Genomic DNA, 16347 nt, shown 5'->3' with positions numbered 1-16347 from the left:
GGGCGCTGGAGCCCGCCGGTTGCGCCACCTACAGTGCCGTCAAGCCGCCCCTTAGGGTGGCATTTGACGAAAGGCGCACCGTGACCCTCATCCTCCTCCTGGCACTCCGCTCTGCATGGCGCAACGCCCGTGCCCCGCTGTTGGCGGCTTTCATGACGCTGCTGGCCTGGGCCACGCCGGCATCGGCCCAGTACGCCGGGCTGCGCACCCTGGTGGTCCCGGGCGCCGAGCCGGTGACCGTGGCCCTGTTCTACCCCACGCCTGCCGTGGCGCGCACCCAGCCCATGGGCCCATGGCGGCCCGTGGTTACGCCGGGGGCGCCGGTGGCAACCACGTCCCTCAAGGGCCTGATCCTCATCTCGCACGGCACCGGCGGCCATGAGCTGGGCCACCACAACCTGGCCACGCGCCTAGCGGCCGACGGCTATCTGGTGGCGGCGCTGCGCCACCCGGGCGACAACTGGGAAGACCGGTCGATGATCACCTCGGGCCGCTACTTCAGCGAACGCCCCCGCCAGGCGAGCCGCGTGTTGGATGCCCTGCTGGCCAGCCCTGAATGGGGCCCCCGTATACCGGCCGGGCGCATTGGCGCCGTGGGCCACTCGGCGGGTGGCTATACCGTGCTGGCACTGGCCGGTGCCCAGGCCGAGCCCGCCCGTGCGGCGCAGCACTGCCGCAGCGTGTCGGACGACCCCGGCTTTTGCAGCCTGGGCAAGCTCCCGAGCCGTGCCCAGTCTGTTCAGGCCGCACCGGCTGCTGCAGCGTCCGCGCAGGTCCCCGCCGCCGCGCAGGATGGTCCGCTGGTCTCCGTGGCAGACCCCCGCATCCGTGCCGTGGTGGCCATGGCACCCATGGCCGTGGTGTTCACGCCGGGCAGCCTGAAGGCCATCAGCGTGCCCGTGCGGCTCATGGTGGCCGAGCGCGATGCCGTGCTCACCGGCAAGTACCACGGCGGCTACGTGGCGGCGAATTTGCCTGCTGCACAGGCCAGCACGGTGCCGGGCGCGGGCCACTTTGCCTTCATGGCCCAGTCCGTCTGGCCGCTGGCATCTGAGGCGGGAGACGCTGCCGCCAACCCCGAGGGCTTTGATCGCGTGGCCTACCACGCCACGCTGGAGAACGAGGTAGCGGAGTTTCTGGACCGGCAGCTGCGTTGAAGGGCGAAGGCGTGGCACGCACGGCCGCGCCGCGTTGTAAGCCAATGCCGCAAACCTGCCCGCATAGCGGGACAAGATGCGCGACGGCTGCTACGGTGGTGGTTTGGTTTTCCGATTCACCCCCTACAGAAAGCGACCTCCATGGCACACATCCTCATGGTTCTCACATCTCACGACCAACTGGGCGATACCGGCAAAAAGACGGGCTTCTGGCTGGAAGAGTTTGCCGCCCCGTACTACGTGTTCAAAGACGCAGGCGCGCAGATCACCCTGGCATCGCCCCACGGCGGCCAGCCGCCGCTGGACCCCAAGAGCGACGACGAAAACGCCCAGACCGACGCCACGCGCCGCTTCAAGGCCGATGCCGAAGCGCAAAAGCAACTGGCCAGCACCGTGCCTTTGTCCAGCGTGAAGGCCGGGGACTTTGATGCCGTGTTCTATCCCGGCGGCCACGGCCCGCTGTGGGACCTGGCGGAAGATGCGCAGTCCATCGCCCTCATCGAAAAGACCTTTGCCGCAGGCAAGCCGCTGGCGCTGGTGTGCCACGCACCGGGCGTGCTGCGCCACACCAAGGCGCCCGACGGCTCGCCGCTGGTCAAGGGCAAGAAGGTCACGGGGTTTACCAACAGCGAAGAGGACGCGGTGCAGTTGACCCAGATCGTGCCCTTCCTGGTGGAAGACATGCTCAAGGCCAATGGCGGCGTGTATTCCAAAGGGCCTGACTGGGCGCCCTATGTGCTGACCGATGACACACTGATCACGGGGCAGAACCCGGCATCGTCCGAGCAGGGCGCACACGCGTTGCTGAAGCTGTTGGGGTAAGGGGCCGCGAAGGAGCCCTGCATGGCCGCAGATCCTGCGCAGAACGGGTGTTTGCGCAGGTTAAGGACCAAAATGGCTGCAAGCGCTAGTAGATATTGTGCTGGCAGCTATTAAATGGATAGCAAGCCGAGCATCTCAAGCCACCCTCAGGCCGTGGTGCTGGCGCGGGCCCCGGCATCCATGCCGGCATCGGCGGCGCTTGCTGCCTCCACCTCCACCAGGCAGTCATAAAACGTCGGCGCACGGCCCAGGTCGGTCAGCGCCTGGCTGGTCACCTCGTTCACGTTGGTGCCGTTCAGCCCCAGTTTCCGCCACCAGATCCCCAGGCCGTTGACCACGCCCGGCCGCGCGCGGCGGGACACGTTGGCGTGGCACAGGTAGCTGCCCCGGTCGTTGAACACGCGCACCACGGCGTCGTTGGCAATGCCGCGCGCTTCGGCGTCGTCGGGGTGGATTTCCAGGAGGGGCCGGCCCTCAATATTGCGCAAGCTTGTCACGTTGACGAACGTGGAGTTCAAGAAGTTGCGCGCGGGCGGCGAGATCATCGCCAGCGGGTAGCGGGTGTTGGTGCCCTGCAGTTCGTAGTTGGGCAGGTGGTCGGGCAGGCCGTCCAGTCCCTGCGCGGCCAGGCGGGCGCTGTAGAGCTCGCACTTGCCCGAAGGCGATGGGAAGTTGCCCTCGGCAAACGGCGCATCGGGCAGCGCCAGCGTGGCAAAGCCCTGGCTTTCGAGCAGTGCGTAGTCCACGGCGTCGCCAAAGGCCTGGCGGCACAGCGCCTCATCAGTGTCGGCAAAACACGGCTCGGTGAAGCCCATGCGCGCGGCCAGGTCGCGGAAGATCTGCGCATTGCTGCGCGCCTGGCCCTGCGGCGCAATGGCGGGGCGGTTGAGCAGCACGTCGGTGTGGCCGTAGCTCAGGTGGATGTCCCAGTGCTCCAGCTGCGTGGTGGCGGGCAGGATGTAGTCGGCGTAGTCGGCCGTGTCGGTTTTGAAATGCTCCAGCACCACGGTGAACAGGTCCTCGCGCGCAAAGCCTTGCACCACCTTGCTGGAGTCGGGCGCCACGGCCACGGGGTTGCTGTTGTAGACCACGATGGCCTCGACCTTGGGGCCGAACGCGGGCGATGCCTCGCGCAGCAGGTCGTCGCCAATGGTGGACATGTTGATGGTGCGCGGTGTCTTGGCGGGCATCAGGTCGGGCCGCTGCAGCACGCCGCGCTGCGCCGGGAACTGGCCCGAGCTGGACAGCAGGACGCCGCCCGCGCGGTGGCGCCACGCGCCGGTGAGCGCAGGCAGGCAGGCCACGGCGCGCACCGCATTGCCGCCGCCGCGCACACGCTGCATGCCGTAGTTCAGGCGGATGGCGGCGGGCTTCGTCGTGCCGTAGTCCTGGGCGAGCTGGCGGATCTGCTCCTGCGGAATGCCGCACACCTCTGCCGCGCGCTCGGGCGGCCACTGCAGCGCGCGTTCGCGCAGCTGGTCCCAGCCCAGCGTGTGGCGGGCGATGTAGTCGTGGTCCAGCCAGTCGTTCTGGATCAGCTCGTGCATCAGCGCCAGGGCCAGCGCGGCGTCGGTGCCGGGGCGTAGCTGAATGTGCTCGTGGCATTTGTCAGCCGTCTCGCTCTTGCGCGGGTCGATGCACACCAGCTTGGCGCCACTGCGCTTGGCCTGCTGCGCATAGCGCCAGAAGTGCAGGTTGCTGCCGATGGAGTTGCTGCCCCAGATCAGGATGAGCTGCGACTCGGCAAAAAACTCCACCTTCATGCCCACCTTGCCGCCGAGGGTCTGCGTGAGCGCCTCGGCACCGGCCGATGCGCAGATGGTGCGGTCGAGCTGCGAGGCGCCCAGCTTGTGAAAGAAGCGGCGGTCCATGCTCTCGCCCTGCACCATGCCCATGGTGCCCGCGTAGCTGTAGGGCAGGACGGCCTCGGGCGCACGCGCGGCGATGGACTGCAGGCGCTGGGCAATGTCAGCCAGGGCTTCGTCCCAGGTCACGGTGGCGAACTGGCCGCTGCCTTTGGGGCCGATGCGCTTGAGCGGCGTGAGCACGCGCTCGGGGTGGTAGCTGCGCTCGGTGTATTTGCTCACCTTGGCGCACAGCGCGCCGTCGGTGTGGCGGTGGTCGGGGTTGCCTTGCACGCGGGTGGCCACGCCGTGTTCGTCCACGGTGGTGAGCAGGGCGCAGGTGTCGGGGCAGTCGTGGGGGCAAGCGCCGCGCACCTGAATCAGTGCCGATGGAGGGGAATTAGCGTCAGAAGGCGTGGGCATTCGGGGGCTGGATCGTTAAACTGGCTGTCAGGGTTGGAACGGGCGTGCATATGGGTCCCCCGTTTCCAAGGGGCTGCCTACCGGCAGTGCAGAGGGGCATGCCCCTTCTTTCTTCTTACAAGAGCAGAGATTTCACCATGAACCAGACAGTATTGGGGCGCAGGCAGTTTTCGGTGGGCATGGGCGCCGTGGCGCTGGGCGGGTTCGGCCTGGCGCGTGCGCAGGGCGAGGGGCGCATCGTGCTGGGGCAGTCGGCGGCCTTCACCGGGCCGGCGGCCCAGCTGGGCGTGCAGTTCAACCAGGGCGCCAAACTCTTTTTTGACCAGCTCAACGCCCAGGGCGGCGTGGGCAAGCGCATGGTGGAGATCCGCACCATGGACGACGGCTATGAGCCCGACCGATGTGCCGAGAACACCCGCAAGCTGATTGCCGACGAGGTGTTTGCCCTGTTTGGCTACATCGGCACCCCCACCAGCCTGGCCGCGCTGCCGCTGTTCACCAAGGAGAAGGTGCCGTTTTTTGGCCCCTTCACCGGCGCCGAGGCGCTGCGCCAGCCGTTCAACCGGCTGATCTTCCACGTGCGTGCGTCCTACTACGACGAAACCGCGCTCATCGTGCGCCAGCTCACCAACCTGGGGCTCAAGAAGATTGCGGTGTTCTACCAGAACGACGCCTACGGCAAGGCCGGCCTTGACGGCGTGACCCGTGCGCTGGCCGAGCTGAAGCTGGCCCCCGTGGCGACCGCCACCGTGGAGCGCAATTCCACCGACGTGAAAGCGGCCGTGGACAAGCTGGTGCCCGCCACGCCCGATGCGGTGGTGCAGATTGCCGCATACGCTGGCAGCGCTGCCTTTGTGCGTACGGCGCGCAAGGCGGGTTTTGGCGGCACGTTCTACAACGTGTCATTTGTGGGCACGCAGGCGCTGGCCGACGAGCTGGGCAAGGACGGTGCGGGCGTGGTGGTGTCGCAGGTGGTGCCATCGCCCTACCAGCCTTCGCGCCAGATCACGCGCGAGTTTCTGGAGGCCATCAAGAAGGGCGGCGACAAGGTGCAGCCCAACTACTCCAGCATGGAAGGCTACCTGGCCGCCCGCGTCTTCACCGAGGGCCTGCGCCAGGCCCAGGCCGGCGGAAAGATCACGCGCGAGAGCTTCATCACCGGCACCGAGTCCATCGGCAACCAGGTGATCTCGGGCTTTCCGGTGTCGTTCAGCGCCACCAGCCACGCGGCGTCGAAGTTTGTCGAGATGTCGATGCTGACCGGGGACGGCCGGGTGAGAACCTGATTTCCCCCTGAGCCGCTTCGCGTCTTCCCCCAGAGGGGGACGCCACTGGTGGCCTGGCAAAGCCAGTTCCACGGTGGCGCTGGTCTGGGCCGCGCCCAGAGCAATCCTCGCGCGCCTTGCGTTGCCCTGACCCGCTCGCCGCTTGCCGCGTGTCAGCCGAACGACTTGGTGCGCGCCAGCCCCTGCATGAACGCTTCGCAGCGGCCCAGCTGTTCCAGGCTCACGTACTCATCCGGCTGGTGCGCCTGCTGAATGCTGCCGGGGCCGCACACCACGGTGGAGATGCCTGCGTTCTTGAACAGGCCCGCCTCGGTGCCAAAGGCCACCAGCGTGGTGCCTTTTTCGCCCGACAGCTCCTGCGCCAGAAGCGTCACGGGGTCGTCCTTACTGCCCAGAAAACTCGGAATCTCGCAGATGGTTTCGAACTCAAAGCCCGCGGCAGGCGCCACCTTCTTCATGGCAGGCTCCAGCGATTTGGCGTAGGCCACCACTTCAGACTGCATCTGCGCGGCGTTTGCCGTGGGCAGGTCGCGGAACTCGTAGCGGAACTCGGCGTCGCGCGGCACCACGTTGTCGGCGATGCCGCCGTGGAACTGGCCCACGCTGCTGGTGGAGAAGGGCACGTCGAAGCCCTCGAAGCGGGGCTCGTTCTTTTCAAAGTCTTCCGCCATGTCGCGCACCCGGCCCACCACACGGGCGGCCATCTCGATGGCGTTGACCGAATGCGGCGTGAGGGAGGAATGCGCCTCCTTGCCGCGCACGCAGCACTTGTAGCGGTACACACCCTTGTGCGCGATGGCGGGGATCATGCTGGTGGGCTCGCCCACGATGCAGGCCAGGGGCTTGATGTTCGCGTCGCGCAGGTCGGCGATGAGTTCCTTCACGCCAAAGCAGCCGATCTCTTCTTCGTAGCTGAACGCCAGATGGACCGCAAAAGGCGCGTCGCTGTTCAGGAACTGCTCTGCGTGCGACACGGCAATGCCAATGAAGGCCTTCATGTCGGCACTGCCGCGCCCGTACAGGTTGCCGTCCTTGACCAGGGCACTCAGCGGGTCCATGGTCCAGTCCTGCCCGTCCCACGGCACCGTGTCGGTGTGACCCGAGAGGATGATGCCCGCCGGCTTGCCCTCGCCCAGCGTGGCGAACAGGTTGGCCTTGGTCTTGTCCTCGTTGAAGGTCAGGCGGCTTTTCACGCCCAGCCGGGCCAGGTGGTCGCGGATGAAGTGGATCAGCTCCAGGTTGGAGTTGTGGCTGACGGTGTTCATGCGCACCAGGGTTTGCGCAAGTTCGAGGGCGTGGGCAGAAATCATGGGTGGCTAGCGAATAACCCGGGTTGGCACGTGTGTTGCTCCCGGGCTAGACTGTGAGATCGTAAGGACACATATCATGAACGTTATTGACTCCATCGTCACCCAGGCGGCCAGTATTGCAGCGGTGCGCCGGGACATTCACGCCCACCCCGAGCTGTGCTTCGAAGAGGTGCGCACCGCCGACGTGGTGGCGCAAAAGCTCACCGAGTGGGGCATTCCCATCCACCGGGGCCTGGGCAAGACGGGCGTGGTGGGCATCGTCAAGGGGCGCGATGGCGGCGCCAACGGCCGCGCCATCGGCCTGCGCGCCGACATGGACGCCCTGCCCATGCAGGAGTTCAACACCTTTGCCCACGCCAGCAAACACCAGGGCAAGATGCACGCCTGCGGCCACGACGGCCACGTGGCCATGCTGCTGGCGGCCGCGCAGCACTTTGCCAAGCACCGCAACTTTGACGGCACCGTGTACCTGATCTTCCAGCCGGCCGAAGAAGGCGGCGGCGGTGCCCGCGTGATGATCGAGGACGGCCTGTTCGAGCAGTTCCCTATGGAGGCCGTGTACGGCATGCACAACTGGCCTGGCATGCCCGTGGGCACCTTTGCGGTGAGCCCCGGCCCGGTGATGGCATCGACCAGCGAGTTCAAGATCACCATCCGTGGCAAGGGCGGCCATGCGGCGCTGCCGCACACCGGCATCGACCCGGTACCGATTGCCTGCGGCATGGTGCAGACCTTCCAGACCATCATCAGCCGCAACAAGAAGCCGGTGGATGCGGGCGTGATCTCGGTCACCATGATCCACGCGGGCGAGGCCACCAACGTGGTGCCTGACAGCGTGGAGCTGCAGGGCACGGTACGCACCTTCACCACCGAGGTGACGGACCTCATCGAAAAGCGCATGCGCCAGATCGCCGAGAACCATTGCGCTGCGCACGACGCCACCTGCGAATTCGAGTTCGTGCGCAACTACCCGCCCACCGTCAACTCCCCCGCCGAGGCCGAATTTGCCCGCAAGGTCATGACCGGCATCGTGGGTGAAGAGCGTGTGGTAGTCCAGGAGCCCACCATGGGCGCCGAAGATTTTGCCTACATGCTGCAGGCCAAGCCCGGTGCGTACTGCTTCATCGCCAACGGCGACGGTGCCCACCGCGAGATGGGCCACGGCGGAGGTCCCTGCATGCTGCACAACCCCAGCTATGACTTCAACGACGACCTGATCCCGCTGGGCGCGACCTACTGGGTCAAGCTGGCCGAGGAATGGCTGGCCCAGCCTGCCAAAGCAGCCTGAAGCAGCTTGCAGCGGCGTTGACCCTCCTCCACCCGGGCGCGCGCAGCGCGCGTGCCCGGGTTTTCTTTTTGTCTTCCCACTGACTCCTGAAAGCCCTGCCCATGACCGGAATCGTTGAAGCCTTCTCGCCCAGCTATGCCCAGGCGCGCACCAAGTTTCTGGAGGCCGCCGCAGCCGCCGGCCTGCCCATCGAATCGCATGCCCACCCGCTCAAGGGCCGCGATGGTGAAGACCTGGCGATGGACGTGGTGCGCGACGGCCCGGCGGATGCGAAGAAGCTGCTCATCGTGAGCAGTGCCTGCCATGGCGTCGAGGGCTACTGTGGCAGCGGCGTGCAGGTGTTTGCGCTGCACGATGCCGAGTGGCGCGCCAAGGCGCGCGATGCGGGAGTGGCCACGCTCTACATCCACGCGCTCAACCCCTATGGTTTCTCGCATGTGCGCCGCTTCACACACGAGAACGTGGACCTGAACCGCAACTTCCAGGACTTCAGCAAGCCCCTGCCGGTGAATACGGCCTACCGCGAGGTGCAGCCCCTGCTGCTGCCCGAGCAGTGGCCGCCCGGCCCCGAGAACCAGGCGGCGGTGGCGGAGTACATCGCCACCAAGGGCGAGGCCGCGTGGCAGGCCGCCATCTCGCAGGGCCAGCACGAGTTTCCGCAGGGTGTGTTCTTTGGTGGCACCGAGCCCACCTGGAGCAACCGCACGCTGCGCCAGGTGCTGCGCCAGCACGGTGCCGCAGCTTCCAAGATTGCCTGGATTGACCTGCACACCGGCCTGGGCCCCAGCGGCCATGGCGAGCGCATTTATGCCGGCAATGACGACGCCGTGGCCGTGGCCCGCGCACGCGCCTGGTGGGACGGCGGCGGCGCCACGCCGGTCACGTCGATCTACGACGGCTCGTCCACCTCGGCCTTCCTCACCGGCCTGATGTGGACCTCGATCTACGACGAGTGCCCCCATGCCGAGTACACCGGCATTGCCATGGAGTACGGCACGGTGCCCGTGCTCGACGTGATGAACGCCATCCGTGCCGAGCAATGGCTCAATCTGCACCCCGAAACTCCGGCTGACAAGGCGGCCCAGATCAAGGCGCAAATGCTGGCGGCCTTCTACACCGACACCGACGTGTGGAAGGGCCAGATCATCAGCCAGGCACGGCAGTCGATGTTCCAGGCGGTGGACGGGTTGATGGCCTGATTTTGTGCCAAAGTAGCCCCAAGTGCTAGTTTCATATGCCTGTGTTGCTATCAATATAGTAGTGATTGCGCAGGGGTTTGGCGGGTAGTACGGGTTCAGGAGGGTTGGGGCTGCCACCGCAGGGCGGCTACCATCGCCCCAAAAACCAGGAGACACCATGGCCTCTGACCCTGTGCACGATGCGGGGCAACGCGCATGCCGATGAGCCCGCCTTCTGCCCGGCAGGCAGGGCCGGCACGGCAGCCTTTCGTTTCCCCGCCCGATCCGCTGCGCGCGTTGAGCCGCAGCCTGCTCCAGCTGTCCGAGCAAACCCAGCAGGTGGCCCCACAGGACTTGTTGCACCAGGCCATGCAGACCTTGCAAGGCCTGGTGCCTTTTGATTCCGCCTGGTGGGGCGAAGTCTCGGCAGGCGATGTGCAGGTGGCGCCCCGCAACTGGCTGCACGGCAGCATGGGCCTGAGCCGCAGCTTTGCCGAGGAGTGGAATGCGCTGGCGGCCGTCGATGAGTTTGGGTTGCAGTCCATGCAGCAGCTGGGGGTGGTGATCCGCGAGCGTGACGTGGTGGGCACTGTGCCCGAGCACCCAGACGTTGCGGCTTTCAGCCAGCGCCACGGCCTGCACCACTGCATGGCCCTCACGGCCGAGCTGCCGCACAGTGGGCTGATGTTTTTTGTCTCTATCTACCGCCCGCCGACGCGGCCGGAGTTTTCGGACGGCGAGACCGTGCTGTTCGGCGAATTCGTCCTGCACCTGTTGCAGCAGTGGTACCACCGGCTGCAGCGCCTGCAGAGCGACACCCCCGGCCGCCCATGGGACCGCTTCGCCCTGGCCCGGCCGTCGGGCGAGCTGCTGTTTGCCGGGCTGCGCATCAGCAGGGCGCTGGGCGAGGCCTGCCCCGGCTGGAACGGCACCCACCTGCCATCGGCGGTGGCGCAGGCTCTGGCGGGCGCGCCCTGCACCCTGTCGGTGGGCAAGGCTTGCCGCCTGCGGCTAGAGCCCTGCGGGCCTCTGGTGGCGGTGAGCCTGGCCTCGCGCCAGCACAAGCAGGCGCTGGCCCCGCGCGAGCTGAGCGCCGCCATGCTCTACGCCCAGGGCCGCTCGCACAAAGACATTGCGGCCACGCTGGGCCTCACCCCCGCCACGGTGCGCACCTATCTGCGCACGGCCTATGCCGCGCTGGGCGTGAGCAACAAGCTGGAGTTGGTGGCCGCGCTTCGCCACCAGTAGGGGGTGGTTACGGGGTACCGCAGGTGGACCCTGCGGTGCTCGGTAGTTTCCCGCTCCCTCTGCATTTGCAGAGGCTGCAACCGCGCCGCCTTTTCCTATCGTCCGCACCGGAGTCCAGACACCGGTGCGGGCCACACCGTCGCCCGGCCTGGACTCCTGAAGAACCGTCATAACAGGAGACCCTCGCATGTTCCCCCATCCTCACTCCCTCACTGCGGCGCCCCGGCGCCACGCCCTGGCACGCGCAGGGCGATGGACTGCCGCCTGCACCCTGGGTGCCGTGGCCACGTTGGCCCTGACCGCCTGCGGCGGCGGCAGCGACGCCAATCCCCCACTGGCCAGCAAACCCCTGGCCGAAGCCTGCGCCGCGTACACCTCTGCCGCGCTCCCCCATGGCGCCAAAGTCACCCGCACCGAGCTGCGCAAGGCCGACGCCACCTTGCCCGATGCCTGCATCGTGCGCGGGCAGATCGTTTCCTCGCCCGATTCCACCATCAACTGGGCGGTAGAGCTGCCCACGCTCGCGCAGTGGAACGGCAAGACGCTGACCATTGGCGGTGGCGGCTTTGACGGTTTCATCCCCACCGACGACCCGTGGTACCAGCAGCTGGTGGGCCCCTCGGCCAACCCGTACGTGAAGATCAGCTCCGACTCCGGCCACCAAGTGCGCGGCTTTGCCTGGGGCCGCAGCGACGTGGCGCTGCGCAACCATGCGTTCGACGCCAACCACTTCGTGCTGGAGGTGGGCGCCGCCATCGCTACCGAGTTCTACGGCAAGGGTCCCACCCGGCGCTACCACATGGGCCATTCCAACGGTGGGCGCTCGGGGCTCATCTCCACGCAGAAGTACCCCAAGGACTACGACGGCGTAGTCGCCATGGAGCCCGCCATCGCCCAGCAGGCGCACCAGGTCAACCTGGGCCCCACGGTGCTGCGCCACATCTTCAAGAGCCGCGACAACTGGATGAGCCCCGCCAAGATCGCGCTGTATGCCAAGGCCGAGGTGGCGGCGTGCGACGGCCTCGATGGCCTGAAGGACGGCATCATCAGCAACATCGAGGCCTGCAACTATGTGCCCACCGACCTGCTGTGCAAGGGCGCGGACAACGACAGCTGCCTCACGGCTGGCCAGATCGAGTCCATCCGCCTCATCTACAGCGACCACAAGACGCCCGTGACCCTGTCGCGCGGCGCCGTGGGCTACCCGCGCTATGGCCGGGGCGGCGCGTCCACATCGGACTGGCAGTCGTACATGTTCGGCACCAGCTTTGACACGCCCGACTCGTTCAACCACATGGCCGTGACCGAAGCTGCGCGACTGGTGGAAGGCAACCCCAACGCCAACATCCTGACCCACGACCCCACGCAGTACCAGGCGCAGTACAGCCGGCTGGCCGAGATGATCGACGGCACGGACCCAGACATTGCGGCCTTTGCCGACAACGGCGGCAAGCTGCTGATCTGGTATGGCCTGGGCGACACCTGCGTGTCGCTGTACCGCACGGCGGAATACTTCGACACGGTGAAACAGCGCCTGGGCGCCAGCAAGGTACAGACCTTTGCACGCATGGTCACCTCGCCTTCCAACGGGCATGACCTGGACGGCGTGGGCACCGAGCCGCGCTCCATCGACCTGCTCGCCGCCATGGACGCGTGGGTGGAAAAGGGCGTGGTCCCGGACAAGCTGGTCGCCACCAAGTTCGCGCCCGGCACCACCACGCCCGTGGCCCAGCGCCCGGTGTGCGAGTACCCCAAGTTCCCGCGCTACAACGGCACGGGTGACCCGAGCAAGGCAGAGAGCTTTACCTGCTCAGCCACCTGAGCAACACATTGGATGTGGATGCAAAAAGGCACGCCCCTGGGCGTGCCTTTTTTCGTCCCGTCGTCCATCAGGATGCCAGCGCGCGCATCTCCGCAATCAGGTCCGACTTGCCTTCAAAGCCGATGCCCGGCAGCGGCGGCAGCGTGACATAGCCGTTGTCCACCTTCACGCCATCGGGGAAGCCGCCGTAAGGCTGGAACAGGTCGGGGTAGCTCTCGTTGCCGCCCAGACCCAGGCCGGCGGCAATTGCCAGCGACATCTGGTGGCCGCCGTGCGGGATGCAGCGGCTGGGGGACCAGCCGTATTCCTTGAGCATGTCGAGCGTGCGCAGGTACTCCACCAGGCCGTAGCTCAGCGCGCAGTCAAACTGCAGCCAGTCGCGGTCCTTGTGCATGCCGCCGTGGCGGATGAGGTTGCGCGCGTCTTGCATCGAGAACAGGTTCTCGCCCGTGGCCATGGGGCCTTGGTAGACCTCGCCCAGCTTTGCCTGCAGCTCGTAGTCCAGCGGGTCGCCGGCTTCTTCGTACCAGAACAGCGGGTACTGCGACAGGGCCTTGCCGTACTCGATGGCGGTCTTCAGATCGAAGCGGCCATTGGCGTCCACCGCCAGTTGCTGGCCCGGGCCCAGAATCTTGAGCACGGACTCGATGCGCTCGCAGTCTTCTACCAGCGTGGCGCCGCCGATTTTCATCTTGACCACCGAATAGCCGCGCGCCAGGTAGCTTTCCATTTCCTTCTTGAGGCCATCGAGCCCCTTGCCGGGGTAGTAGTAGCCGCCGGCCGCGTAGACGAACACGCGCGGGTTGGGTGTGCCGTTGCCGTAGCGTTCGGCCAGCAGCTGAAACAGCGGCTTGCCCGCAATCTTGGCTGTGGCGTCCCACACGGCCATGTCGATGGTGCCCACGGCCACCGAGCGCTCGCCGTGGCCGCCGGGCTTCTCGTTGATCATCATGCGGGCCCAGACCTTGTGCGGGTCGAGGTTCTCACCGTTCTCATCCAGCAGGCTGGCAGGTTCGGCCTCCAGCACGCGCGGGATGAAACGGTCGCGCATCAGCGCGCCCTGGCCGTAGCGGCCGTTGGAATTGAAGCCGTAGCCGATCACCGGCTTGCCATCGCGGATCACGTCAGTGACTACGGCCACGAGGCTCAGCGTCATCTTCGAGAAGTCGATGTAGGCGTTGCGGATGTCCGACTTGATGGGGCGAGTCGATTCGAGGATGTTGACGATCTTCATGGTGGTCGCGTTCGTTGGCAAAGAGGAAAGAGGGCGGAATAAAGAGGCCGGATCAGCGGGCGAGCGAAGAGCCTCCGCAGATCGCGATGTCCTGCCCCGTGATGGCGGCAGCAGGAGCGGACAGAAGAAATGCCACCAGCGCGGCAATCTCGGCGGGTTCGATCAGGCGGCCGATGGGTGGCAGGCGCGGCGCGCTGCCCTGGCGCGCGGGGTCGATCAGCATGCCGGTGGCGGTGGCTGCGGGCGACACCACGTTCACCGTCACGCCCTGGGCAGCCACCTCGGCCGCCCAGCTGCGCGCCAGCGCGATCAGCGCGGCCTTAGTCGCGGCGTATTGACCGCGCCCGGCCATGCCCTGGGCCACGCGGCTGCCGATGAACACCACGCGCCCCTGGCCACGCTGGGCCATGCCGGGCACGATGGCGTCGGCCAGGCGGGCGGCGGCGTCCACGTGCAGGCGCCACATCAGTTCGCCGCCCGCATGGTCGAGCTGGCCCAGCGGCCCGACGCGCAGCACACCCGCCGCGTGGACCAGCGCATCCACGTTGGGCAGCGCTGTGGATACGCGGGCAATGTCAGCGCCGTCGGCAAGATTGACCGGCACGTGGATGAACGATGGATGGACGATGGATGGCTGGGCAACGTCCAGGCCGCTCACGCGCCAGCCGCCCGCCAGCAGTGACTCGGCAATGCTGCGGCCGATGCCGCTGCTGGCACCGGTGACGACCGCGTGGCGGGCACTACTCGACACGGATGTTCCCCTCGGTCACGATCTTCTGGGACCGCTCCATGTCGCTGCGCTGGAACTTGGCGAAGTCCTCCACGCTGCCCGGCGTGGTCAGCAGCCCTTGCTCTTTGAGCTTGGGCGTCATTTCGGCCAGGGCCTTGTTCACCTCGGTGTTCAGCCGCTGCGTGATGTCTGCGGGCAGCTTGGCCGGGCCCCACAGCCCATACCAGCTGTAGAACTCATAGCCCGGAATCGTCTCGCCCACCGTGGGCACGTCCGGCAGGCTGGCCGCGCGCTGGGCGGAGGTGACAGCCACTACGCGCAGCATGCCGCTCTTGTGGTACTGCAGCGAGCCGAGGATGGGGTCGATGAAGCCGTCGATCTGCCCGCCGATCAGGTCCTGGAAAGCCGGCGCCGTGCCCTTGTACGGCACGATCAGGTAGTCGAGGTTGCCCGCGCGCTTGAGCAGCTCGGTGGACAGGTGCCCAGCCGAGCCGATGGAGCCCACGGCAAAGGTCATCTTGCCGGGGTTGGCCTTGGCGTAAGCCATCAGTGACTTGATGTCGGTGACCGGCAGGTTCTTGTTGATGGCCACCGACAGCGGTGCCTTGGCCACCAGCGCCACGGGCGTGAAGTCCTTGACCACGCCATAGGGCACGGACTTCATGGTCATGGGCGCGGTGGTGAAGGTGGATGCGTTGAACAGCAGCGTGTAGCCGTCGGCCGGGGCCTTGGCCACCACATCGCCGCCGATCACCCCATTGCCGCCAGGCTTGTTCTCGACGATGAAGTTCTGGCCCATCTGCTCGCCCAGCTTTAGCGCGAGCTGGCGTCCCACGGTGTCGAGCGTGCCGCCCGGCGGGAAGGGGATGATCATCCGGATGGGCTTGGTGGGGTAGGCCTGCGCAAAGCTGCCGGCCGCCATCGCGAGGGTGAACGCACCCACGGCGGCGCGGAGGAAATGTTGGCGTTGCATGGTGTCTTGTCTCCTTGTCGGTTTTCTTGTGTGCAGTCAGGCGCGGGGGACTCCAAATCTCCCGGCCTCGCCGGGGGCGCTCAGCGCTTGAGCAAGCCGGCCTGCTTCACCGCAGCGCGCAGGGCTTCGACTTCCTTGGCATTCGGCGCCTCGGTCGGCGGGCGCACGGTGGCGTCGTCAATCACACCCGCCAGGTACATGCCGCCCTTCATGCGGGCGTGGGCCTCGCCCGTGGGCTCGCCGCCGCCATACACAGCGTCTTTCAGCGGTGTGATGACGGCCTGCACTTCCATGGCCTTTTTCAGGTCGCCGGCCTTCACCGCATTCCACAAATCGATGATGAGCTGCGGGATGAAGGTGGCAAAGCCCACCAGCGCGCCGTCCACGCCCTGCACCATCGAGGCCAGCAGGTATTCGTCGTGACAGGTCAGGATGGCCTTGGAGGCATCGGCCTCGCGGATCGCCTGGATGTCGCGGGCGTACTTGTTCATGTCGCGCTGGCCCACCTTGAAGGCCTGCAGGTAGGGCAGCTTCGCCAGGTCGGCCAGCAGCTGCGAGGAGTACGAAGCGCGCGTCCAGGCGGGGTAGACATGGCAGACCAGGTCGGCGTTGGGCGCGGCCTGGTGGATGGCCTCGAAGTACTGCAGTGCATGGCCCGGCGTGAAGCCAAAGCGCAGCCAGTGGTGCGGGGGCATCACGTCGAGCGCCACGGCGCCGGCTTCGACCGCTGCACGGGCGTGGTCGGCCGCGTCCTTCAGGCCTTCGCAGACGATGGACGAGATGACGGGCATGCGGCCCTTGAGCTCGTCGGCCACGATGCGGGTGACCTCGGCGCGCTCGACCGGCGTGAGTGAGAAAACCTCGCCGGTGTGGCCATTGGTCATGATGGCCACCACACCGTCATGGCCCGCCAGCCAGGACGCGAGCTTGCGCAGCGCGGGCTCGTCGATGTGGTGGTTGGGGGTGAAGGGGCACGAGATGGCGGGGATGATCCCGCGATAATTCGAGATGGCAGGCATGCTTTCTTGTCTC

13 protein-coding genes are annotated in these 16347 nt (G+C 66.8%); 7 read left to right on the top strand and 6 right to left on the bottom strand.

The genetic code is table 11. From position 1 onward, the window contains the following. Positions 1–80 precede the first annotated feature (80 nt). Complete coding sequence (locus tag ACT531_RS01855) at positions 81–1157, top strand: alpha/beta hydrolase family protein (protein WP_476016289.1); 1077 nt, start codon at positions 81–83, stop codon at positions 1155–1157. Positions 1158–1298: 141 nt separating this feature from the next. Beyond that, positions 1299–1979 carry a type 1 glutamine amidotransferase domain-containing protein gene (locus tag ACT531_RS01850; protein WP_476016288.1) on the top strand — a complete coding sequence of 227 codons (681 nt, stop codon included), beginning with the start codon at positions 1299–1301 and terminating at the stop codon, positions 1977–1979. Positions 1980–2125: 146 nt separating this feature from the next. Here the strand turns inward: ACT531_RS01850 and ACT531_RS01845 are convergent, their stop codons facing one another. Continuing rightward, positions 2126–4246, bottom strand: a complete 2121-nt coding sequence (locus ACT531_RS01845) for a molybdopterin-containing oxidoreductase family protein (protein WP_476016287.1) — start codon at positions 4244–4246, stop codon at positions 2126–2128. Between the two features lie 137 nt (positions 4247–4383). Here ACT531_RS01845 and ACT531_RS01840 point away from each other — a divergent pair, with 137 nt between their 5' ends. Beyond that, positions 4384–5532, top strand: a complete 1149-nt coding sequence (locus ACT531_RS01840; RefSeq protein ID WP_476016286.1) for an ABC transporter substrate-binding protein — start codon at positions 4384–4386, stop codon at positions 5530–5532. 152 nt (positions 5533–5684) lie between these two features. Here the strand turns inward: ACT531_RS01840 and argE are convergent, their stop codons facing one another. After that, positions 5685–6842, bottom strand: coding sequence for an acetylornithine deacetylase (gene argE, locus ACT531_RS01835; RefSeq protein ID WP_476016285.1), 1158 nt, complete (start codon positions 6840–6842; stop codon positions 5685–5687). A gap of 76 nt (positions 6843–6918) precedes the next feature. Here argE and ACT531_RS01830 point away from each other — a divergent pair, with 76 nt between their 5' ends. The 4 genes from ACT531_RS01830 to ACT531_RS01815 all read left to right on the top strand — a co-directional run bounded on the left by ACT531_RS01830 (position 6919) and on the right by ACT531_RS01815 (position 12378). After that, a complete protein-coding gene (locus ACT531_RS01830; protein ID WP_108626405.1) occupies positions 6919–8130 on the top strand; it encodes a M20 aminoacylase family protein in 1212 nt (403 codons plus the stop codon). A 101-nt stretch (positions 8131–8231) separates the two neighbouring features. Beyond that, entirely contained in the window at positions 8232–9329 is a 1098-nt protein-coding gene (locus tag ACT531_RS01825; protein WP_476016284.1) for a M14 family metallopeptidase, read from the top strand. Between the two features lie 201 nt (positions 9330–9530). After that, complete coding sequence (locus ACT531_RS01820) at positions 9531–10556, top strand: helix-turn-helix transcriptional regulator (protein WP_476016283.1); 1026 nt, start codon at positions 9531–9533, stop codon at positions 10554–10556. Between the two features lie 187 nt (positions 10557–10743). Beyond that, positions 10744–12378: a tannase/feruloyl esterase family alpha/beta hydrolase gene (locus tag ACT531_RS01815; protein ID WP_476016282.1), complete on the top strand. Its 1635-nt coding sequence runs from the start codon at positions 10744–10746 to the stop codon at positions 12376–12378. A gap of 67 nt (positions 12379–12445) precedes the next feature. On the opposite strand, the gene ACT531_RS01810 is transcribed toward ACT531_RS01815, so the two are convergent. From ACT531_RS01810 to ACT531_RS01795, 4 genes are all read right to left on the bottom strand, one after another. Continuing rightward, positions 12446–13612, bottom strand: coding sequence for a mandelate racemase/muconate lactonizing enzyme family protein (locus ACT531_RS01810; RefSeq protein WP_476016281.1), 1167 nt, complete (start codon positions 13610–13612; stop codon positions 12446–12448). 52 nt (positions 13613–13664) lie between these two features. Further along, complete coding sequence (locus ACT531_RS01805; RefSeq protein WP_476016280.1) at positions 13665–14363, bottom strand: SDR family NAD(P)-dependent oxidoreductase; 699 nt, start codon at positions 14361–14363, stop codon at positions 13665–13667. Further along, entirely contained in the window at positions 14353–15315 is a 963-nt protein-coding gene (locus ACT531_RS01800; protein WP_476016279.1) for a Bug family tripartite tricarboxylate transporter substrate binding protein, read from the bottom strand. Before ACT531_RS01800 ends, ACT531_RS01805 begins: the two co-directional genes overlap by 11 nt. An 80-nt stretch (positions 15316–15395) precedes the next feature. Further along, entirely contained in the window at positions 15396–16334 is a 939-nt protein-coding gene (locus tag ACT531_RS01795; RefSeq protein ID WP_110961642.1) for a dihydrodipicolinate synthase family protein, read from the bottom strand. Between the last annotated feature and the right edge of the window lie 13 nt (positions 16335–16347).

Source organism: Acidovorax sp. DMC1, from assembly GCF_056314325.1.
This window is presented reverse-complemented; position numbering and strand designations above follow the sequence as displayed.

Bases quoted from the DNA above. Each gene is read 5' to 3' on its own strand.
- ACT531_RS01840 (WP_476016286.1), top strand. From the start codon at position 4,384: ATGAACCAGACAGTATTGGGGCGCAGGCAGTTTTCGGTGGGCATGGGC.
- ACT531_RS01810 (WP_476016281.1), bottom strand. From the start codon at position 13,612: ATGAAGATCGTCAACATCCTCGAATCGACTCGCCCCATCAAGTCGGAC.
- argE (WP_476016285.1), bottom strand. From the start codon at position 6,842: ATGATTTCTGCCCACGCCCTCGAACTTGCGCAAACCCTGGTGCGCATG.
- ACT531_RS01850 (WP_476016288.1), top strand. From the start codon at position 1,299: ATGGCACACATCCTCATGGTTCTCACATCTCACGACCAACTGGGCGAT.
- ACT531_RS01815 (WP_476016282.1), top strand. From the start codon at position 10,744: ATGTTCCCCCATCCTCACTCCCTCACTGCGGCGCCCCGGCGCCACGCC.
- ACT531_RS01820 (WP_476016283.1), top strand. From the start codon at position 9,531: ATGAGCCCGCCTTCTGCCCGGCAGGCAGGGCCGGCACGGCAGCCTTTC.
- ACT531_RS01830 (WP_108626405.1), top strand. From the start codon at position 6,919: ATGAACGTTATTGACTCCATCGTCACCCAGGCGGCCAGTATTGCAGCG.
- ACT531_RS01800 (WP_476016279.1), bottom strand. From the start codon at position 15,315: ATGCAACGCCAACATTTCCTCCGCGCCGCCGTGGGTGCGTTCACCCTC.
- ACT531_RS01845 (WP_476016287.1), bottom strand. From the start codon at position 4,246: ATGCCCACGCCTTCTGACGCTAATTCCCCTCCATCGGCACTGATTCAG.
- ACT531_RS01795 (WP_110961642.1), bottom strand. From the start codon at position 16,334: ATGCCTGCCATCTCGAATTATCGCGGGATCATCCCCGCCATCTCGTGC.
- ACT531_RS01825 (WP_476016284.1), top strand. From the start codon at position 8,232: ATGACCGGAATCGTTGAAGCCTTCTCGCCCAGCTATGCCCAGGCGCGC.